The 20,683-nt window shown below is 58.7% G+C and carries 18 protein-coding genes; 8 read left to right on the forward strand and 10 right to left on the reverse strand.

What is annotated here, in order from left to right; all coding sequences use genetic code 11:
• The first annotated feature begins 65 nt into the window (after nucleotides 1-65).
• Nucleotides 66-1,493, forward strand: a complete 1,428-nt coding sequence (locus tag GM608_RS01800; protein WP_043560968.1) for a nitronate monooxygenase family protein — start codon at nucleotides 66-68, stop codon at nucleotides 1,491-1,493.
• A 72-nt stretch (nucleotides 1,494-1,565) separates the two neighbouring features.
• Here the strand turns inward: GM608_RS01800 and pdxH are convergent, their stop codons facing one another.
• A complete protein-coding gene (pdxH, locus tag GM608_RS01805; RefSeq protein WP_052349169.1) occupies nucleotides 1,566-2,222 on the reverse strand; it encodes a pyridoxamine 5'-phosphate oxidase in 657 nt (218 codons plus the stop codon).
• A 138-nt stretch (nucleotides 2,223-2,360) separates the two neighbouring features.
• Here pdxH and GM608_RS01810 point away from each other — a divergent pair, with 138 nt between their 5' ends.
• Nucleotides 2,361-3,038, forward strand: a complete 678-nt coding sequence (locus GM608_RS01810) for a 4-hydroxythreonine-4-phosphate dehydrogenase (protein WP_227431383.1) — start codon at nucleotides 2,361-2,363, stop codon at nucleotides 3,036-3,038.
• Nucleotides 3,039-3,041: 3 nt separating this feature from the next.
• Here GM608_RS01810 and GM608_RS01815 read toward each other — a convergent pair whose 3' ends face one another.
• The 4 genes from GM608_RS01815 to GM608_RS01830 all read right to left on the reverse strand — a co-directional run bounded on the left by GM608_RS01815 (nucleotide 3,042) and on the right by GM608_RS01830 (nucleotide 7,560).
• A complete protein-coding gene (locus GM608_RS01815; RefSeq protein ID WP_249079282.1) occupies nucleotides 3,042-3,494 on the reverse strand; it encodes a DUF1489 family protein in 453 nt (150 codons plus the stop codon).
• A 76-nt stretch (nucleotides 3,495-3,570) separates the two neighbouring features.
• A complete protein-coding gene (gene hemW, locus GM608_RS01820; protein ID WP_249090013.1) occupies nucleotides 3,571-4,740 on the reverse strand; it encodes a radical SAM family heme chaperone HemW in 1,170 nt (389 codons plus the stop codon).
• A gap of 2 nt (nucleotides 4,741-4,742) precedes the next feature.
• On the reverse strand, nucleotides 4,743-6,713 hold the full coding sequence (locus GM608_RS01825; RefSeq protein WP_043560963.1) for a potassium transporter Kup: 1,971 nt from the start codon (nucleotides 6,711-6,713) through the stop codon (nucleotides 4,743-4,745).
• Nucleotides 6,714-6,882: 169 nt separating this feature from the next.
• Nucleotides 6,883-7,560 (reverse strand): YggS family pyridoxal phosphate-dependent enzyme, encoded by a 678-nt coding sequence (locus GM608_RS01830; protein WP_333644885.1) that lies wholly within the window; start codon nucleotides 7,558-7,560, stop codon nucleotides 6,883-6,885.
• A gap of 94 nt (nucleotides 7,561-7,654) precedes the next feature.
• Here GM608_RS01830 and GM608_RS01835 point away from each other — a divergent pair, with 94 nt between their 5' ends.
• Nucleotides 7,655-8,983, forward strand: a complete 1,329-nt coding sequence (locus tag GM608_RS01835) for a transcription antitermination factor NusB (RefSeq protein WP_333644886.1) — start codon at nucleotides 7,655-7,657, stop codon at nucleotides 8,981-8,983.
• Nucleotides 8,984-9,003: 20 nt separating this feature from the next.
• Here the strand turns inward: GM608_RS01835 and GM608_RS01840 are convergent, their stop codons facing one another.
• Complete coding sequence (locus tag GM608_RS01840; protein ID WP_249103179.1) at nucleotides 9,004-10,026, reverse strand: cysteine synthase A; 1,023 nt, start codon at nucleotides 10,024-10,026, stop codon at nucleotides 9,004-9,006.
• Between the two features lie 277 nt (nucleotides 10,027-10,303).
• On the opposite strand from GM608_RS01840, the gene GM608_RS01845 reads away from it, so the two are divergent.
• On the forward strand, nucleotides 10,304-10,675 hold the full coding sequence (locus GM608_RS01845; RefSeq protein ID WP_086441343.1) for a rhodanese-like domain-containing protein: 372 nt from the start codon (nucleotides 10,304-10,306) through the stop codon (nucleotides 10,673-10,675).
• A gap of 7 nt (nucleotides 10,676-10,682) precedes the next feature.
• Here the strand turns inward: GM608_RS01845 and GM608_RS01850 are convergent, their stop codons facing one another.
• Nucleotides 10,683-11,633, reverse strand: coding sequence for a DUF2272 domain-containing protein (locus GM608_RS01850; RefSeq protein ID WP_081563375.1), 951 nt, complete (start codon nucleotides 11,631-11,633; stop codon nucleotides 10,683-10,685).
• A 286-nt stretch (nucleotides 11,634-11,919) separates the two neighbouring features.
• On the opposite strand from GM608_RS01850, the gene GM608_RS01855 reads away from it, so the two are divergent.
• The gene (locus tag GM608_RS01855; protein WP_043560954.1) at nucleotides 11,920-12,561 is read left to right on the forward strand and encodes a hypothetical protein; all 642 of its coding nucleotides are present in this window, start codon (nucleotides 11,920-11,922) and stop codon (nucleotides 12,559-12,561) included.
• A 106-nt stretch (nucleotides 12,562-12,667) separates the two neighbouring features.
• Entirely contained in the window at nucleotides 12,668-13,390 is a 723-nt protein-coding gene (locus GM608_RS01860) for a hypothetical protein (protein WP_146046941.1), read from the forward strand.
• 77 nt (nucleotides 13,391-13,467) lie between these two features.
• Here the strand turns inward: GM608_RS01860 and GM608_RS01865 are convergent, their stop codons facing one another.
• The 3 genes from GM608_RS01865 to GM608_RS01875 form a co-directional block, all read right to left on the reverse strand.
• Nucleotides 13,468-15,120: a Hint domain-containing protein gene (locus GM608_RS01865; protein WP_333644889.1), complete on the reverse strand. Its 1,653-nt coding sequence runs from the start codon at nucleotides 15,118-15,120 to the stop codon at nucleotides 13,468-13,470.
• Between the two features lie 253 nt (nucleotides 15,121-15,373).
• A complete protein-coding gene (locus tag GM608_RS01870) occupies nucleotides 15,374-17,014 on the reverse strand; it encodes a Hint domain-containing protein (protein ID WP_333644890.1) in 1,641 nt (546 codons plus the stop codon).
• Between the two features lie 251 nt (nucleotides 17,015-17,265).
• Nucleotides 17,266-18,255, reverse strand: coding sequence for an aldo/keto reductase (locus tag GM608_RS01875; RefSeq protein ID WP_081562594.1), 990 nt, complete (start codon nucleotides 18,253-18,255; stop codon nucleotides 17,266-17,268).
• A 231-nt stretch (nucleotides 18,256-18,486) separates the two neighbouring features.
• Here GM608_RS01875 and GM608_RS01880 point away from each other — a divergent pair, with 231 nt between their 5' ends.
• On the forward strand, nucleotides 18,487-19,563 hold the full coding sequence (locus GM608_RS01880; RefSeq protein WP_333644891.1) for a GTP-binding protein: 1,077 nt from the start codon (nucleotides 18,487-18,489) through the stop codon (nucleotides 19,561-19,563).
• Nucleotides 19,560-20,642, forward strand: a complete 1,083-nt coding sequence (locus GM608_RS01885; protein WP_043560946.1) for a WD40 repeat domain-containing protein — start codon at nucleotides 19,560-19,562, stop codon at nucleotides 20,640-20,642. Before GM608_RS01880 ends, GM608_RS01885 begins: the two co-directional genes overlap by 4 nt.
• Nucleotides 20,643-20,683 lie beyond the last annotated feature (41 nt).

Below are 20,683 nucleotides of genomic sequence, written 5' to 3' on the forward strand. Positions count from 1 at the left end.
GGGGAGCCCAGGCTCCCTTTGCATGAGTGAGTTTTGTGATTGAGTAGTGGGGACATCTGGCCTCTATGAAGTCGATCAATGCCGTCCGTTTTGGTGGTCAGGAGGTTCTGCCCCTGGTCGAAGGGGGCAAAGGTGTTTCTGTCTCCAATGGTGTGTCTGCGGGTCATTGGGCTGCGGCAGGTGGGGTCGGAACGCTCTCTGCTGTCAATGCGGACAGTTATGACGAGCAGGGCAATCCTGTTCCGCAGGTCTATCATGGCCGGACACGCCGGGAGCGGCAGGCCGAGCTGGTGCGCTATGCCATAGAAGGGGGTATCGCACAGGCACGGATAGCCCGGGACATTTCCGGTGGCCGTGGCCGTGTTCATGCCAATTTCATGTGGGAAATGGGCGCTGCCGAGGAAGTCATTACCGGGATACTGGAAGGTGCTCCCGGGTTGATCCAGGGGTTGACCTGTGGCGCAGGGATGCCCTACCGGCTGGCTGAAATTGCGGCGCAGTTCGGGATACATTACTACCCGATCGTCTCATCCGGCCGTGCGTTCAGTGCGCTCTGGAAGCGCTCCTATGTGCGTTTTTCCGAGCTGCTGGGCGGTGTTGTCTATGAGGACCCCTGGCGGGCCGGCGGTCATAATGGCCTCTCGAATACGGAAAACCCTCTGAAACCGGAGGAGCCCTACCACCGTGTGGCAGCCCTGCGGAAGGTCATGAATGGTTTTGGCCTTCAGCATGTGCCCATCATCATGGCTGGTGGTGTCTGGCATCTGGAAGAGTGGAGTGACTGGCTGGACAACCCCGAGATCGGGCTGATTGCCTTCCAGTTCGGTACCCGCCCCTTGTTGACGCAGGAAAGCCCTGTCCCGGATGCGTGGAAGCAGCTGCTGCTGACGCTGAAGGAGGGTGATGTCTATCTGAACCGTTTCTCTCCGACGGGTTTTTATTCATCGGCCGTGAAAAATGGTTTCCTGCGGGAGCTGTATGAGCGGTCCGAGCGACAGATTGCTTTCCGTGCGGCAGCAGAGGCCGAGTTTGATACGCCCATCTGTCTGGGCGGGCGAGGACGGGAGGTTTTTGTCCGGGCTGATGATGCCGAGAAGGTGAATCGCTGGAAGGCCGCCGGGTATACCCAGCCCATGCGGACGCCGGATGATACTGTGGTATTCGAGACGCTGGAGACGGCCCGGCAGGTTCTGGCTGATCAGGCGGCCTGCATGGGGTGCCTTTCCCAGTGCCGTTTCTCCAACTGGAGCCAGAAGGGCCCGACCTTCAGCACAGGCCAGCGGGCGGATCCCCGTTCTTTCTGTATTCAGAAGACCCTTCAGACGATCTCCCATTTGCAGGATGTCTCGCCAGAGGAGCAGAAAAAGATCGTGGACCACAATCTGGTCTTCGGTGGAACGAATGCGTGGCGCTTTGCCACAGACCCGTTCTACGCCAACGGGCATATTCCGACCGTCAAGGAGCTGGTCGATCGCATCATGACAGGGCGGTAAAACAGCCTCTGCCAGTCATGGACCATGGGAAGGTGCGGGTTTTTGGGCCCGCACCTTTTTTTGTGCCTGCTCTCACGGAAAAAGACGCTGTGTTGTCCAGTGCTGGCCATCCTGTGTACGGGTGAAGAGTACCCGGTCATGGAGGCGGAATGGCTTGTCCATCCAGAACTCCATGGAGGCCGGGGTGACGTGATAGCCATTCCAGTATGGAGGCCGGGGGATGGGCCCGATGGCGAAACGGGCCGTTTCTTTTGTCACGGCCTTCCAGAGGGCTTTGCGGCTGGCGATGGGGCGGGACTGCTGGCTGGCCCAGGCGCCGATGCGGCTCGCCCGGGGGCGGGAGTCGAAATAGGCGTCCGCATCTACGGCAGGAAGACGTGAGACCCGGCCCCGGATGCGGACCTGTCGGCGCAGGCTCTTCCAGTGGAAGAGCAGGGCCGCCTGCATGTTGCCTTCCAGTTCCCGTCCTTTGGCAGATTCGCTGTTCGTGTAGAAGATGAAACCTGTCTCATCAACGCCTTTCAGCAGCACCATGCGTGCATCGGGCAGGCCATGTTCATCAACCGTCGCCAGAGCCATTGCATTGGGGTCATTGGGTTCCTTCGTGCCGGCCAGCGTCAGCCATTCATGAAAAAGCAGGAAAGGGTCTTCTCCGGTGATGGTCTGCTCATCATCCTGAAAGGCTGCCTCAATGGAGTCATCGGGGGTCTTGTGGGGCGTATCGTTCATGGTGGCGTGTCCTGTCACTGTAGCCATGTTGGCCCACCATCATGGGAGGGGCGGGGGGGGAATGTCCATAGGGGCTTGGCTGGGTATGATGTGCATCCCATATGAGGGAGAGAGGATCAGGACAGTCAGGGACGAGGGATGATGGAAGCGCTCCGGTTCATTTTTATGCTGACCCGTGATGACCGCACGGTGGACAATGCTCTGGAGGCTGTGGATATCGCCCTGCGGCTGGGCATCCGGCATGTTGGCTTCAAGGATATTGGTCTGCCCGTGGAGCAGTTGCGGATACTGGCGGACAGGATCCGTTCTGCTGGAGCGACTTCATACCTGGAAATCGTGTCACCGGACCGGGAGCGGGAGCTGGATTCCGTCAAGGCCGGGCTGTCCCTGGGGGTGGACTGCCTGATGGGAGGCACGCATGTGCCGGATGTGTTGCCTCTTCTGGCAGGGCATGACGTAGCCTACTACCCGTTTGCAGGGCATGTTGTGGGGCATCCAAGCGTGCTGAAAGGCTCACCGGAGGAAATAGCCCGCAATGCGGTGGAATGGGCAGCCCATCCCGCCGTGACGGGGCTGGACCTGCTGGCGTACCGGAATGACGGGAATGTCCCGGAGGTCATCCGGGCCAGCTGTGCAGCCGTAGAGAAACCCGTGATTGTGGCAGGGTCCATCAGCACACCGGAACAGATCAGGACGGTCCGGCAGGCCGGGGCGGCGGGGTTCACCGTGGGGACATCGGCTCTGGAAGGGACATTTCCCGCCGAAAGCAGTGGTCTGGAAGATCAGCTCCGGGCCGTGATGGCCTGCTGTTCCTGACCGTTACAGAAGGCCCAGCTCGGACAGCTGGTTGCGGAGGGAGGCCGGCAGGGAACTGATCCCGTCATCGGGGAGATCAGCGGCCCCCTGACCAAGATCGGGTGGAGCATCTTCCGGTTTGAAGTACCGCCAGCCCTGAAAAGGCCGCATGGGCCGTGGCTGGGTCGGGATGACCTCGTCCGAGACGAGGATCAGCGTGCCGGGATGGCCGTCATCCCGGGTGTAGCTGTCAAACCCGATGATGGGCTGCCGACACATGATGAGACCGTTGATGACCCGGTAGATGGACCCGCCACCCTGCACGATTTCCGCAGCCCGTTTGGGCATGGTGCGGGTGCGCACGTAGGCTGTCCCCTTGTGGCGTTCCACCGCCACCCAGTCCCGCAGCATTTCGGGGGAGGTGCAGCCTACGATCAGCTTTATCATGTGGAGGGTGGGGGCTTTCTGTGCAGACATGGCGGGCATCACGCTGTGGATGATGGAAGGCTGCCCCTGTAGATGGGGTGCAGTCTGTTCTTTTCAAAGGTGGCGTTCAGAGAACAAGCTGGCCAAGCAGGGCTTCCAGCCGGAGACGGCCTTCATCCGTGGCCCGGAGGGTCTGGGCATCCTGTTCCAGATAGCCTTCCTCAAGACAGGCCTCCAGAATGACGGGGTCGAGGCAGTCTCGCAGCGGCAGGCCGGTCCGTCTGCTGAAATGGGCCGCATTGATGCCTTCCCGCAGGCGCAGCCCCATGAGCAGGGCTTCATGAGCCTTCATGTCCGGTGAGAGTGTTTCATCGTCCCTTGTGCCATGCCCATGTGTTTCCACACGCTCTGCCCAGGGTTCCGGGGCACGATGGCGGCGTGTGGCGTGGAGCTGGCCCCTGAAGGTCAGGCGGCTGTGGGCACCGGGGCCAATGCCCAGATAGTCGTCATAATGCCAGTAGGTGAGGTTGTGGCGGCTTTCGGCACCGGGGATGGCATAGTTGGAGATTTCATAGTCACGCAGGCCGAAACGGGCGGCTTCGTCACGGGTCATCATGTAGAGGGACGCCGCCAGATCATCCTCAGGCAGGACGAGGTTGCCCCGCCTGTGCTGGGCCTCGAATTTCGTGCCGGGTTCGATCGTCAGCTGGTAGAGTGAGAGGTGGTCTGCGGCCAGAGCCAGGGCCTGCCGAAGTTCCGCACGCCATTTTTCTTCCGTCTGGCCGGGGCGGGCATAGATCAGGTCAAAGGAGAGGCGGGGGAAAATGCTGCGCCCCAGCTCCAGGGCCGCAATGGCCTGTCGTGCCGAATGTTGCCGCCCCAGAGCGGCCAGGTCGGTCTCATCAAGGCTCTGCACGCCGAGGGAAAGACGGTTGACACCTGCCTCTGCAAAGGCACGGAACCTGTCGGCCTCCACACTGGTGGGGTTGGCCTCCAGAGTGATCTCGAGGTCATTCACGCTGGGGAAGAGGCGGCGGGCATCCTCGATCAGATGATGGACCGTTTCCGGCTGCATGAGGGAGGGCGTTCCCCCTCCGAAAAAGATCGAGACAAGCTGCCGGGGGGCGTCCTGAATCAGCCGTGTGGCTTCATGCTCCAGCTCGGCCCTCAGGGCGTTGGCGAAACGCTCCTGAGGGATGGTTTCCCGCACATGGGAGTTGAAATCACAGTACGGGCATTTGGCAAGGCAGAAAGGCCAGTGGATATAGAGCGAAAGCGGAAGGGGCTGGTGGGCCACGATCAGATCGCGACCCGTACCCCGAACTCCATGACACGCTCCGGCGGAATCCGGAAGAACTCGGAAATCGACGTGGCATTGTTGAGGAGATAGAGGAACACCCACATCCGCCAGAGTGACATCTTCGGCACCTTGGAGCGGAAGACGAGGTCATGCGAGGTGAAATAGGACGCCTGAATGGGGTCGAAATCCATTTCTGTCATGCCAGCCAGTGTCAGGGGCAGGTTGGGCATCTCCATGAAGCCGTAACGGATGATGACCCGGCGGATGCCTGGTGCCAGTTCCTTGACAGTCATGCGCTGGTCGGGGTCCGCTTCCGGCTGGTCGAGCGTCTGCACGGTGACGAACAGGACTGTCTGGTGCAGGACCTTGTTGTGCCGCAGGTTGTAGAGCAGGGCATCCGGCACCATTTCCGGGTCCGAGGTCAGGAAGACGGCCAGACCGGGCACACGGATGGTGCGGGACTGGGTCAACCGGGTGATGAAGGAGCCCATCGGCACGGCATCACGTTTTTTCGTGTTGCGGATGAGCTGGCGGCCACGTTGCCATGTGGTCATGATGAGTGTGCTGCCAACGGCGATGCTGAGCGGGACCCACCCTCCATCCGGAATCTTCATCACGTTGGAGGAGAAGAAGACGGCATCCATGATGAAGAAGAAGCCGAACACGGTCCCCACGGCATAGCTCTTCCACTGGAAGACACGGCGGAAGACCACCATGGCCAGCACACAGGTGCAGAGGAAGGTCCCTGTCACGGCGATGCCGTAGGCAGACGCCAGGGCCGCAGAAGAGCGGAAGGCGATGACCAGCACGACGGACCCGAAGGCCAGCAGCCAGTTGAGGGACGGCAGGTAGATCTGCGCTTCCTCATGCGGGTTGGTGTGGATGATGCGTGTGCGGGGCAGGTAACCAAGCTGGATGAGCTGGCGGCAGAGGGAGAAACTGCCAGAGATGCCCGCCTGGCTGGCAATGATGGTGGCCATGGTCGCCAGCAGCAGCATGGGTATCTGCATCCAGTGCGGGGCCAGATAGTAGAAAGGATTGGCCAACGTGGTCGGGTTGTGGATGATGGAGGCAGCCTGCCCGAAATAGTTCAGCGTCAGGGCAGGCAGCACAAGGAAAAGCCATGCAAAGCGGATGGGTGTGCGCCCGAAATGGCCCATGTCGGCATAGAGGGCCTCCGCCCCGGTGACGGACAGCACGACCGATCCCAGCGCAATGAAGGACAGCTTGCCATGCGTGACGATGAAGCGGATGGCCTCCAGCGGGGACAGGGCCAGCAGCACACCCGGATGCAGCATGATCCCTCTTGCCCCCAGTATGGCGATGGTGAAGAACCATACCAGCATGATGGGCCCGAAAGCCCGGCCTATCTTGCCAGTGCCCAGAGCCTGGGCGGCAAACAGCCCCAGCAGGATGATGATGGCCGCCGGGATGATGAAGGCTGAAGCCTCCGGCACCGAGACCTCCACCCCTTCCACGGCGGAGAGGACGGAGATGGCTGGTGTGATGATGCCATCCCCGAAGAACAGACAGGCCCCGGCAATGCCGATCAGCCCGAAGACCCAGCGGAAATAGTTGGATTTGCAGACACGCTGCGCCAGAGCCATGAGGGCGATGATGCCCCCCTCCTTGTTATGGTCGGCCCGCATGATGAGAATGACATATTTGATGGTCACAACCAGCATCAGGGCCCAGAAGGTGAGGCTGGTCAGCCCGATGACTTCCCACGCATGGGCGGGGTGGGTTTCCGACCCGACATTGCGGATGGAGGATTGCAGGGCGTAGAGCGGGCTGGTCCCGATGTCGCCATATACGACACCCAGAGCGGCCAGCATGGCGCCAATGCCCTTGGGGTGGCTGTGCCCGCCGGGCTCCGGCGGCGGCGGTGCTGCCGTTGGCGTACCAACAGAGCTGGGATACCGGGCGTCAGAAGAAGATTCCTTGAGGGACACGCTATCCTGTTCAGACATGGTGAAACCATCCTGTATGACTGATAGACACCCATCCCCCGCAGGAAGACAGGCAGAAGTGCCCCCACGGAAGGAAGCACAGGCTGTAATGATTCTGGCTTCATGACAGTTTTTTTATGGGGAATGCAAGAGACAGCCCGAAAAAACTGTCATCCCTGTCATGCCGATATTACGGGGCGGGGCGGTCTCCAAAGATGGCCGTGCCGATACGGACAAGTGTTGCCCCCTCGGCGATGGCGGTCTCAAAGTCGGCCGACATGCCCATGGAGAGAGCGGGAAGGCCATGGCGGCGGTTCATCTCCGCCAGCCTGTGGAAGAAGGGGCGCGGGTCTTCGTCGGCGGGCGGGATGGCCATGAGACCTTTCACATGCTGGCCAAAACGGCGCAGGGCATCCTCGATGAACCGGTCCGCCTCCGAGGTGGCGATGCCGGATTTCTGCGGTTCATCACCAATGTTCACCTGCACGAACAGCTCAGGCAGGCGGCCCGTTTTCTGGGACGCCTTTTCCAGCGCCGTGCTGAGGGAGGGGCGGTCCAGACTTTCGATCACGTCGGCAAGGGCGCAGGCCTCGGTTGCCTTGTTGCTCTGGAGCGTGCCTATGAGATGCAGGCGGAGGTCCGGCCATTTTTCCCGCAGGGCAGGAAATTTGGCGGCGGCCTCCTGCACGCGGTTCTCCCCGAAAATGCGCTGCCCAGCTTCAAGGGCCTGCTGTACCGCACTTTGCGGATGGAACTTGCTGACGGCCACGAGGCTGACCGCCTCCGCCGGGCGGGCAGCCCTCTGGCAGGCGGCGCTGATGCGGGTCTGGATGCCTTCCAAGGCATGGGCGATGGTATGGTCTGTCATGATTGATGGATTGCAGCCCCTTTGGCGGGGAGGGTCAAGGGGGCGTGTAAAAACCATCTTGACTTTCCTGCCGCTGACTCCTGAAAACGGGCGCATGACAAATGCTTCTTCTCCCCGTCCAGCCCGTTCACCCCCCAAGGGTGGCCGGGGGCGGCGGCCTGCTGCCCGCCCTGCCTCCATTTCCCGCCATGAAGACCCGGTGAGGGATCTGGCCTTCGACATCATCTGCGGTGTGGTGGAACATCGCCGGATGCTGGAAACCACGCTGGAGCGCAGCAGCTGCGAGGGGCGGGACCGTGCGGCCGCCCACCGTCTGGCGGCGGCCACGCTCCGCCATCTGGGCAGCATGACGGAGCTGCTCCAGCCGCTCCTCCGCCGCCAGCCGCCGGAGCCGGTCCGCTGTGCCCTGCTGCTGGGTGTGGCGCAGATCATCCATCTTCAGACACCCCCTCATGCGGCCGTGGGCACGATCGTGGACCTCCTGCACCGGCGTGGCCTGTCGCCTTTTGCCGGTCTGGCCAATGCCGTCCTGCGCCGTGTGGTGCGGGAGGCTGAAACGCTGAAGGAGGGGCTGGATGATGCCCGGCTGGATGTGCCGCACTGGCTCTGGAGTTCCTGGGGGCGGCGGGCACGGTCCATCACGCAGGGTTTCTATCAGGAAGCGCCGCTGGACCTCACCGTGAAGCCTGGTTATGAGGCCCCGGAAGGGGGCGAGACCCTGCCGACGGGGACGGTCCGCTACCCGGCGGGTACGAAAATGGCAGACCTGCCGGGCTTTGCGGAAGGGCAGTTCTGGGCGCAGGACATGGCGGCGGCCATGCCGGTCCGGCTGATGGGCGACATGCGGGGGAAGCGGGTGGCCGACCTGTGCGCCGCACCGGGGGGCAAGACGGCCCAGCTGCTCTGTGCGGGTGCCGAGGTGATGGCCGTGGAGCGTGAGAAGCCCCGTGCCCAGAGGCTGAAGGAGAATCTGGCCCGCCTCCAGCTGAAGGCCGAGGTCATTGTGGGGGATGCCCTTCGCTGGCGTCCTTCCGAGCCGCTGGATGCCGTGCTGCTGGATGCGCCCTGCTCGGCCACGGGGACGCTGCGGCGTCACCCGGATGTCTTGTGGATCAAACGCCCCCGGGACATCACCACGCTGGCAGCGGGGCAGGACCGTTTCATTGATGCCGCCTATGACATGCTGAAGCCGGGCGGGATGCTGCTCTATGCCGTCTGTTCCCTTCAGGATGAGGAAGGTCCGCAGCGTATCGCTCACGCTCTGGAAGATGGCCGGTGGAAGCTGTCTCCTTTTACGGAGGATGAGCTGGCGGCTCTTCCCCGTGCCCGCACGGAGGAAGGGTACTTCCGTACCCATCCGGGCATGAACGTGGCACAGGGGGGCATGGATGGCTTCTTTGCCGCCCGGCTGATCCGCCGTTAGGAGCGGACCAGCCCGGGATGTCACATCCAGGGCGGGGTGGGCAGGTTTTTGCTGCGGAGGAAGTCCGGGTTGAAGAGCTTGGACTGGTATCGTGCCCCGCCATCGCTGAGGATGGTGACGATGGTATGCCCCGGCCCGAGACGGCGGGCCGTGCGGATGGCCGCAGCAATGTTGATGCCTGATGACCCACCCACGGAGAGACCCTCTTTCATGGTGAGCTGGTAGATCTGTTCCAGAGCTTCGGCATCGGGGATGCGTTCGGCGTGATCGGGCGCACAGCCTTCCAGATTGGCCGTCACACGGGACTGGCCGATCCCTTCGGTGATGGAACTGCCGGTGATGCTGAGGTCATTGGTGGTCACCCAGCCATACAGGCCGGAGCCCTCCGGGTCGGCCAGGACGATCTCGGGAGATTTCCGGCCATCCCGCTGGGCCAGCTCCCGCAGGCCGAAGGCGATTCCTGCCAGTGTACCGCCGGACCCGCAGGAGCAGGTGAAGGCGTCGACCTTTCCGTCCAGCTGGGACCAGATTTCCGGGGCCGTGGTCGTGCGGTGGGCGTCCCGGTTGGCCGTGTTGTCGAACTGGTTGGCCCAGAAGGCCCCGGTTTCTTCGGCCAGACGGCGGGAGACATGCACGTAATTGCCGGGGTCCCGGTACGGTCTGGCGGGCACGAGGCGCAGGTCCGCTCCGATCATGCGGAGGAAGTCCAGCTTTTCCCGGCTCTGGGTTTCCGGCACGACGATGACGGCCTTGCAGCCCAGTGCATGGGCCACGAGCGTGATGCCGATGCCCGTGTTGCCTGCCGTGCCTTCCACGATCGTGCCGCCCTTGCTGAGGGCACCACGGGCAAAACCGTCCTGAATGATGGAAAGGGCCGCCCTGTCCTTGACGGACCCGCCGGGATTCATGAATTCCGCCTTGCCATAGATGGTGCAGCCCGTGATCTCGGAAGCATGATGCAGGCGGATGAGCGGGGTATTGCCAATGGCTTCCACCAGAGAGGGGCAGGGCAAGGCGTGAGGATGGGATGACAGATGTGACATATGTGCTTTGTTCCAGTGGATGGTGTGGGGCGAGGTCATGATGGCAGAGAGGGTATCATCATTATGTTCTACGTAAAATGGTGTGGAAGAATCATTATAACTATTTAAGATGGTTATAATACTCTCCCCGCCATTGAACTCTGGGGAGAGCGGAACAACATCAGGTTGTATGATGAGTGCAGGTCTGGCTGTACGGTTCCGGGTCGTGAATGTTCGCCCGTCTGTTGGGGGAGCGAAACATGGCCGGGACGGGGCGCCTGCGTAGAAGGAGGCTGACATGGAACATTGTACTGCGAAGGAAAGCTGGGACCGTCTTCAGGCTGATGCACGGGCCGTGCTGGTGGATGTCCGTACACCGGAGGAATGGGCGCAGGTGGGCCTGCCAGAGCTGGGAGCTCTGGGCCGGAAGGTTGTGGCGTTGACATGGGGGGAAGGCAGTGAGGCCGAGTTCCTCCACGGACTGGAAGAGGCCGTGCCGGACAAGGCCACGCCGATCTTTTTCATCTGCCGTTCAGGCATGCGGTCGCAGAAGGCTGCCGCACTGGCTGCCCAGGCCGGGTACAGGACGCTGACGAACGTTGCTGATGGCTTCGAAGACAGGCACGGCCCCGGCACGGGGTGGAAGGCCAGCGGCCTGCCTGTGAAGTAGGATCGTTTTACTGCCCGCTGTCCGGGTCCATGTCGGCATCGTAGCGGGGGGTCAGGATGGCACACCACGGGTAACGGCTGTCGTAGCTTCGCCCGTCTGGTGTGCTGACATGGCCGGTGCTGTCCGTTGGAACGTGGGTCAGCGAGACGGCATCATCCACATTGCCTCCCACGATGCTGATTTCCTTGCCGAAAGGCGGGGCATTCTGGCCCGTGGCCACCACGATGCCGCAATGGGCCGGGAAGCCGTAGGAGGTCGGCAGCATGGCATATGTGATGCTGCGGCTCCGTCCACGGCCCACGCAGAGTATGTCCCCCAACCGTGGGGCATAATTGGCGGGATTCTGTGCTGAAATGCCCGGATTGTTGCCGGAGGCTGCGGCATTGATGTAGGTAGCGTGGTTCGGGGAGTAGGGGAAGCGGATATTGGCACCGCCAATGCGCATGACGTAGGAGATGAAGGCGGCGGACCAAGCGTAGTTGCCGTCCCGCTGGAAGGAGAACAGGGTGCCATTGCCATCGGTACGGCCTGTCCAGCGGGCCTCATTTTCTTCCGGGGCCTGGCCGATCCACCAATATTCACCAATGCGCTGCCACAGGCCGGGCAGACGCTCCGGCTTGAGGGCGGGGCTTGTGGGCTCTGGCCTGTCATGCGGGTCCGCATCGGCAACCGGACTTCCGAACATCCGCCATTCCCGCAGGGCGATGGCGGCGACATCCTGACGGTTGAAGGGGGCAAAATTTTCGCTGGCAAAAGCCGGGACATGTGTGTCGTATCCCAGCGGGCCAGTCTGCCCATTGGCATATTGCGTCATGGGGGTGAGAGCAGGAGAATGCTGGCTGCTGCTACATGCGGCAAGCAGGGCCAGACCGCAGAGCGCCCCCCAGCCAGCCAGGGCCCTGCGGGCGACATCCCAATGGGCCGCCTGATTGCTTTCAGAGTGACGAACTGCCTTCATGATGACCTTACGCTTGCCTGCTGCGTCTGTGAGCATTTTTCATGCCCGGAAGAGGCCCAGATTAGAATGTTTTCATGGGATTGGGAACGTATTTTGCTAAAGCGGCAGGAGAAAGGATGGTGGTCTGTCGTCTTGCCGGGACGGGGTAATATGGTTTCAGGGGCAGGGTATTATTTTATGTCACAACTATGGCATTTGTAATGCATTTTGAGTAATTGGTCGTATTCGTTCAGAATAAGACTGGGGGCTGCAGGGTATGAGACGATACTCCATTCCAGGTACATTCATGTGTTGCGTGTCCCTGATGGTGCTTGGTGGCTGTGATACGGTCAAGATACCGTATAAGGATGAGGATCATGCTTGGGCGGCCCGGACTGGACATGCAACCGTGATCGTACGGGCGTCCGCCATTTTTGGGCAAAAGCAGTATTATTGTGCCAATCTGGTGGAAAACTCGTTCCTCTTCCCGGATACACCGTACTATCGGGACTGGATACGGGTACTGCAGTCCCCCTATCATTTTAAGGGTGACATTACCCGGAAGGCGAAGGCCCTGTTGCGCAAGGCTCCCCGGCAGGCCATGTGCACATTTGTGTTCAGGAATGTTCCTGCTGGAAAATGGATGTTTTTTGGCAACATCCAGCATTATCTGGCGCAACCGCAGACGCACTGGGTAAGCGGGATGGAGCTGCGTAGCAATATTTCCGGCTTCAACCTGTTGTGGGGAGGTATTGTCGTGCAGGATGACATGGGGGTCATTGCACGACAGGTTGTTCAGGATGGCAACAGGCGAAATGATATCGGCCTGTTCAAGGCCCGACATTTTGGAGCGGCTGCGGATGTCAGTACGTGGCATCCGACAGAGGAAGAAATGAAGGGGCTGGGACTCTCCGACCAGGAGATGCGACAGGTGGTCGAGGCAAAATGATGGCATTCCGTATCTTTTGCCGCCTATCATGCAGACGGTATGGCTGCGCCATAGAGATTTGACGTCACTGGAAGAAGGGTCATTCCGGATAATGGTTTTTGGAAAAATGAGACTGTATACTCTGGCAGGACTTGCCGGGATCATGGGACTGTTGAGCGGATGCTCCGGCTATGATGGAAATTTCAAGGCCAAGCAGCTGGCCTGGGCTGGACAGCCAGGTAACAGGACTTTGGCCGTGCAGATTTCTGGCCACGATAACCTCCATCCACAGCTTTCCTGCAGGGTTGCTGATGTGGATGTCGTGCTGATGCCGGACGCCCCGTATTTCCGTGATTATCTCCGCATCGACATGGCACAGGCGGGGTTCAGGGAGAAAATTGGCAACAGCAAGGCCCTTGCCCTGGTACGGCATGCTGCCCGCAATGATGCCTGTCAGCTGGTGTTTGCCAACCTTCCGGCTGGTAGCTGGCTTCTCGCCACACGGCCTCATTTTTATGTCAATGACGAGGCAGCTGCCCAGCAGGGGAAGCCCTCACAGCATGATGTGGCACCAGCCATGTTCATGTGGAACAGGATTACGGTTGATGCGGATAATGACGTGACGGCCGTGCATGTTGAAAAAGACCTGAGCCGGATTGTCCGCAAGAAGCATCAGTATGTGCGTAAGCACACGCACAAGAAATCAAAGAAGAGGATCCGGGAGTTCCATGGTGAAGGCTCCCCGGATACACAGCAGGACAGCTGGATCATGACCCCGGCAGAGAAACAGGCCCTTGGTATTCCGGGCATGACCCTGACACCAACTGCCGTTGCTCCATCCGGCCAGTAAAGGTTGGCATATATGGCAGGAAACGGAGAGCATTGATCCAATGCGGTGTTGGAACAGGCTCTCCGTTATCCATTGATTTATCCCGCTTTTTTGACGGGTTTGTATTTCAGTTCGTTTTGATAGGTCGTCAGCAGATGTTCTGCATCAGCCGGATAAGGCCCAGCGGAAATGATTTCGATGGCCAGCAGTCCAGCTTCCGTTACAGAGTGTTGACTGGTATGGGGTAGATCAAGGGTAGCCGCTCCTTTAGTCCACCTCATTTTAGAATTTTCCAAATCGAACCAGCCTTCCATATCTTCATGTGTTAGGTGTCTATCGATATTTATGCAATCTATTCCATGGAAATAAAGTATTTCTCCTACCAAAACGCCAAGCTCGCGCCTGTCATCCACGACAGGACCATGGACGTCATAAGGTCTTCCTGTTTTTGAGAGGATGGTTACTCTTTTTACCACGGCAGGTATGTGAAATACTTTGTAGTTGTTTGAGGACCGTTTTTCCTGAAGAACATGCCCCTGTTCCGTGAGTAGTTGCAAGGCAGGATTGCGGGACACGGTTTCAGTTTTGTAGGCGTGCTGAACTGGAAACAGAAGCTGTTTTGCACGTTCAAGCAGCTTTTGATGGATAGGAGCTACAAAATTTTCTGCTGTGCATAATGGCGCTGCAGCATCTTTCTCCCATGATAGATTTTTTGAAGTAAAATCATATTCTATGACGTTTGTGTCTCCATTATCTCGCTGAAACTGGAAACGGTTTCCTGTATTGAGATAACTTTCCGTAAGAACATTATTTGCAGAAATGATGCTGTGTTTTGATGTTTCTATATGAAATATGTCATAATAAAAGAATGGTCCGCTCTTTTTGGATGTATCGTGCATGCTCGTATCATAATATATTGATCGTCCGTTCACCATGATACGGACTGGAATAAAATGTTTCTCCAGAAGCAGGCAGTGCTCCGCTGTAACCAGAAGATCCTCGGAAGGTACATTGTCTGCCAGTGCATTTTTTTTGATACGGACCGGATAGCCGGCCATGTCCAAGGGGAGAGATGAGTCTATACGGACCCTGCTCTGTTGGCAGAAGACAACATGCTGGGGAAGAGGCTCATTTCGCCCCGATTCAGGATTGAAAGTAATTACAATGTCATTTCTGGTCAAATTTTCTATCTTTTTCGGCCCTGAGAGGGTTTCAATCATGGTTCCAGAAAGAAAGCATGTATCAAATGTAAATTTCTGGCCAAGTGAGCCATCTGTTGCTGTACCGTTATCGTCCTGCTTGAAGGTGTAAGGAATTCCATTTAACCAAAGAGTAAAATTGTTCCCGATAGACCAAGGAAGTCGAAAATTAAAACTGTATGAATACTGCGCTTGTGTTGGGTCGATCAGGGAGCGTCCATCAATACTGGAAGATGAGCTGCCCGGAACATCAGACGTGATAACGTAATACCCACCACTGCCATTACCAATGATAAAACCATTTACAGCCTTATTTCCCCAAGAGAAATCATAACCACCAGATGTAATGACACTTCCCGTATTCGGATCCTTTATTACAAAGTCCTGTACCTTTTGGTCAGATGTTTGGGTAGGGGTGTGAGTTGTAAAAGTGGCATCAACACCAAACAACTGGGATGTTATGTAGCCATTTCCATTTGCGTCAACAGATAGGGATGCAATATTTACTCTATATGTTCCAAGTGCAACGACAGGCTGCGGATTGCCGGGCATGCATGATTCTCCAAAAGAGCCAATCTTTCCTTTACCGTATAATAATAATATTTTAAGTGCAAATTCAATTGTCTTTTGAGTAAAATTAACCAAATATCAATAAATGTACATTCTTTTTTCTGGTAAATCGTATTTTCTGATCGGGCAGGTAGCGCATTTCAGGTGCACAAGAGCGGAAGGAAGGTTCCTTTGCTACTCATGTTCTCTTGGTGTTTCGTGGGAACCAGTATCAGACGCCCCCAGTTTTCCTTCGTTATACAGCCCTGACGAGACCGGGCTGTGTCGTCATGTCAGCTCCATCTTCCAGAGAGTTGTTGGCAGACAGGGGATAGGGGCCTGCCGCCATGATCTGTATGGCCAGCAGCCCCGTCTCCACACCATCATTGTATTCCGGCTGACTGGGGAGAGGGAGTCTTGCAGCCCCCTGCGTCCAGCGCATGGAGGGGTTTTCCAGCCCGCACCAGCCATCCAGCTGATCGGTCGTCAGGTGTGTGTCGATGCTGGTGGAATGGGCAGCCTGGAAGTGGAGAATTTCTCCGACCAGTACCCCTAGTGTGCGCCGGTCATCAACAAAGGGGCCGTGAGTGTCACAGGGGCGGCCTGTTCTGGAGACCAGCGTGACATGGGTTGTTCCGAGGGGAATGGAAAAGAGCCGGTACCCTGCGGATGTCCGCTTCTCATGCAGGACCTCTCCCCGGTCCGTGACCAGGTGGAAGGCTGGATCCTCGCAAAGGGCCTCAGCCTTGTAGGGGTGCTGGATGGGGAAACTCAGCTCTTCTGCACGCTGGAGGAATCCCTGATGAAGGGGCGCCACGAATTCCCGGGCCGTGCACAGGGGAGCAGCGGCATCACGGTACCATGACCGTTTCCGTGTAGAGAAGTCATGGGTGATGACATTGCCTGTATGACTGTCGTGGCTGGACCCCACGAACTGGTAACGGTTGCCCGTATCCAGATAGCTTTCCGTCATCACATCATTGGCGAAGATGACGCTGTGCATTTCCGTCTCAATGTGGAAAATGTCGCAGGCCATCTGCCGGATTCTGTCTGTCATCTCGAAATGGATGGACCGGCCATTGACCAGCATGCGGGCAGGGACAAAGCGGTCATCAAGAAACAGGCAGTGCTCCGCCGTAACCAGAAGGTCTTCGGAGGGTACGCCATCCGCCAGGGCGTCTTTTCTGATCCGTACAGGGTAGCCGGCCATATCCATATGGGGGGAGGATGTTATCCGCAGCCGACTTCTGCCTGCCCATGTGAGACGTTGCGGCAGGGTCTGCCCGCTGATGGGGTTGTGGGTGAGAATGACATCACCAGTCTTGAGCTCTTCCACCTTGCGGGGGCCGTCTGGCGTTTCGATCAGGCTGCCAGCCAGAAAGCATGTATTGAAGGTAAACTGTTCGTTCAGAGCACCATCAGTGGCTGTACCATCATTGTCCTGATGGAAGTAATAATGCTGACCATTCAGATCGAGGTCGAAGAAGTTGCCATTGGCCCAGTTTCTGGAGGAATCGTTGATGTAAGTGTAACGTGCCTCCGAGGGGTCAAGCAGGGTGGCACCATCAATGGTGGATGAGGAGCTGCCAGGCACGGCGGAGGTGATGATGTAATAGCCCCCCGACCCATTGCCGATGATGAAGCCGTTTACCGACTTGTTGCCCCATGAGTAATCATAACTGCCGGTAAGCTGTTTTTTCGTTTGCGGATCCTGGAAGGTGAAATCCTGGACCTTCTTGTCATTGCGACCGGTCGGGGTATGGGTCGTGAAAGTGGCTTCCACGTTGTATTTGGGATTGGAGATGGTGGCCCGTTTCGTTCTCGGGTCAACTGTCAGGGAGGCGATATCCACCAGGTAGGTCCCGGTAGCGACAACAGGTTTCGGGTTACCAGCCAACGTCTGTATCCTTCGGAGGTAAGGCTTGCTCTCCGGAAAGGATATAGGTCGTTCATCTTATAATTTTCTTAACAAAAAATGGCATTAAAGTTGTATAAAAACTAATATAAAGTTAACTTCAAAAAGAAGGACTTCATATTTTTTCGTATGTTGGCCCATGTCATGTTCTGGTCCAAAAGCAGCAGAAGAAGTGGCGAGAAAGCCATGCCACTTCTTCGCCATATTGCTTCAATTTAACGTGAAGTTTTTTCTCATGACTTCCGGGCTGGTGGGGCCATGAAGGCAGGAGAGATGGGTGTGGGGACATGACGTTCCAGAATGGCGTCAATATCCTTCCTGTCCTGATCGGTCAGCTGCCAGCCGAAGACATCCGCAACACCATCAATCTGTTCCGGCTTGCGGGCACCCCACAGGGCAATGGTCGGTCCCTGGTCCAGCACCCAGCGGATGGCCAGCACCATGAGGGACTTGCCGTGGCGGTCCGCAATCGTCTTCAGCTCGTCCACAGCAGCCAGATAGTCCTTGAAGTGCTCTTTCTGGAACTTGGGGTCGCCAGACCGCAGATCACTTTCCGGGAAGGTCTTGTCCGCTGTCATCTTGCCGGTCAGCAGGCCACGGCAGAGCGGGCCATAGGCCAGCGTGACGAGCTTGTGCGTCTTCGCATAGGGCAGCACGTCCTTTTCAATCTCACGTTCAAAGAGATTGTAGGGGGACTGGACACTGGCCAGCGGGGCCACCTCACGGAAGATGTCCATCTGCTCCGGGGAGTAGTTGCTTACGCCAAGGGCACGGATTTTCCCCTCCTTGTGGAGCTTCTGGAGCTCACGGGCCGTCTCGTCGATCGGCGTGTTGGGGTCCGGCCAGTGAACCTGCTCGAGGTCGATGGTCTCGACACGCAGGCGGCGCAGGGAGTCTTCCACTTCCTTGCGGATGCGGGCAGGGCTGGAATTGCGGAACGGCTGGTGATCGTCGTTCCAGTCCAGTGCGAGCTTGGTGGCGATGCGGGCCCTGTGGGGTTTTTCTGCCAGAGCACGGCCCACGACTTCCTCGGAATGACCAAAGCCATAGACCGGAGCGGTGTCGATCAGGTCCACGCCTTCATCAAGGGCACGGTGGATGGTACGGACGGCATTGTCGTCATCAGGGCCGCCCCACATCCAGCCGCCAATGGCCCATGTGCCAAGGGCAACGCGTGATACGGGTCTGTCAAAACCGGGAATGAGAATGGTGTTTTCATTCATGGGTTTGTCTCCATCAGAAAATGAGGGCGGAGGATGCGGAATGAATCATGCCTCGGCCCGGACCTGGAGGGCGGCCCCTCATCATGCGGGGGCGGGCAAGGCCCTTCCGGCCTCTCCGCCCATATTGGGATAGGGGCGGCGGGTTATGCAACCACCTGTTCTTCTTTTTGGTTTTGAGACGGGAGAAGAGTATGCTCAGCTCAACTCTCAAGGAGAACAAGGACAGACATCATGGCTGATTCACAGACCAGAAAAATCCCCGTCACGGTTCTTACCGGCTTTCTGGGAGCGGGCAAGACCACGCTGCTCAACCACATCCTGACAGCCGATCACGGGCGGAATTACGCCGTGGTGGTCAATGAGTTCGGGGAGCTGGGCATCGACAATGATCTGGTGGTCGATGCTGACGAAGAAATCTTCGAGATGAACAATGGCTGCATCTGCTGCACGGTGCGGGGCGATCTCATCCGGATTCTCAGCCGTCTGCTGCGCCGCCGTGGCAAATTTGATGGCATCATCGTCGAGACTACCGGCCTGGCCGATCCGGCCCCCGTGGCGCAGACCTTCTTTGTGGATGAGGGCATCCGTGAAAAAGCCGAGCTGGATGCCGTCGTGACGGTCGTGGACGCCTACAACGTGCTCCAGACCCTCAAGGAAAGCCCGGAAGCCGTCAATCAGGTGGCTTTTGCCGATGTCATCATCCTGAACAAATGTGACCTTCTGGATGAGGCCGCACTGGCCGGGGTGGAGCAGAAGCTGCGGGCCATCAATTCCGTCGTGCGGATTCATCGGGCCGAGCGGGGCAAGGTGGCTCTGGATAACATCCTCAACCGTGGCGGGTTCGACCTCAGGCGTGCCCTGTCCACCATGCCGGACTTCCTTGAGGAGGACGGGCATGACCACCATCATCACGATCACGATCACGATCACGACCATTGCCATTGTCATGACCACGACCACCATCATGAGGCAGCCCACGGGCCGGGCGGGCATCATCACGCCCATAGCGAGGATGTGACGAGTCACTCCTTCACCGTCACGGAACCGCTGGATGAGGAACGTTTCCACGCCTGGATCGGCCTTGTCCTGCAGGAGCAGGGACCGGACATCCTGCGGGCAAAGGGCATCCTGCATTTCAGGGGCAAGGATGAGCGTTTTGCCTTCCAGGCCGTGCACATGATGGCGGATGGCGATTATATCGGGCCGTTCAGGGCGGGAGAGACGAAACAGTCCCGCATCGTGTTCATCGGCCGCAAGCTGGACTGTGCCCAGCTTCAGCGTGGCTTTGAAGGGTGCGTGGCCGTATGAGTGCGCCGCAGAGCAGGACCCTGTTGCAGACCCGTGGGGCCGAGCGTCAGTTTGAGGCTCCGATCACCGGCGTGCAGGCCAGCCGTGATGGCCGGACCTTTGCCGCCCTGACGATGGATGGAGAGCTCATCCTCATCTCCCGGGACGGCCTGCGGGCTTCCGAAGACTGGCAGTGCCTGTCTGTGCATGACGGGGCGGTGTCCCTTGCGCAGGGTTGCGGGAAGGACAGCTTCCTCAGTGGCGGGGAAGATGGCCGTGTCGTGGAAACACGGGCCGATGGCACCATGACAGACCGTCATGAGGGCCGTGGCTGGGTGGACTGTCTGGCCAGTACGCCTACCCACTGGGCCTGCGCCAGCAGGAAGGAGGTTCATCTCTACGCCCACGGCGCGGATGAACCCCTGAAGGTGCTGGAGCATCCTTCGGCCCTGAGCGGTCTTGCCTTCGATGCCAAAGGCAAGAGGCTGGCTGCCTCGCATTATAATGGCGTGTCCATGTGGTTCGTGCAGGCGAAGGACGCCAATGTCCGTTCGCTGGAATGGAAGGGCAGCCATACCGGGCTGTGCATCCATCCGGGCGGCGAGGCACTGGTGACGAGCATGCAGGAGAATGAGCTGCATGGCTGGCGTCTGTCTGACGGGCACAACATGCGCATGAGTGGCTATCCCCGCAAGATCGGGTCCATGAGCTTCACCCGCAAGGGTCGCTGGCTGGCCACATCAGGGGCGGATGCCGCCGTGCTGTGGCCGTTCTTCGGGGGGGGGCCGATGGGCAAGCCCCCCATGGAGCTGGCCCGCCTGCCGGGGCTGTTCGTGACCTGCGTCTGTGCCCATCCCACGGATGACATTCTGGCTATCGGGTTTGAGGATGGCACGGTCCTTCTGGCGGAAGTGCCCAATCATGCTGACGAGGCTGCCGCAGGAGAGGGCCGCATCCTGCCACTCTGCAATGGCCAGCGCAGCGGTGGTGCCGCCCGTGGTGCTGTGAATGCCATCGCCTTCACCCCGCAGGGGGGAGCCGTCATCTTCGGGACCGAAGAAGGCTATGTCGGGGTTGTGGACTTGTCCGCTCAGGGCTGATGGCCATCAGGGATGGTCTGCCTCCAGTCCGGCAGACCATC

It is taken from the genome of Bombella sp. ESL0380, assembly GCF_009725805.1.
Taxonomy (GTDB): Bacteria; Pseudomonadota; Alphaproteobacteria; order Acetobacterales; family Acetobacteraceae; genus Bombella; species Bombella apis.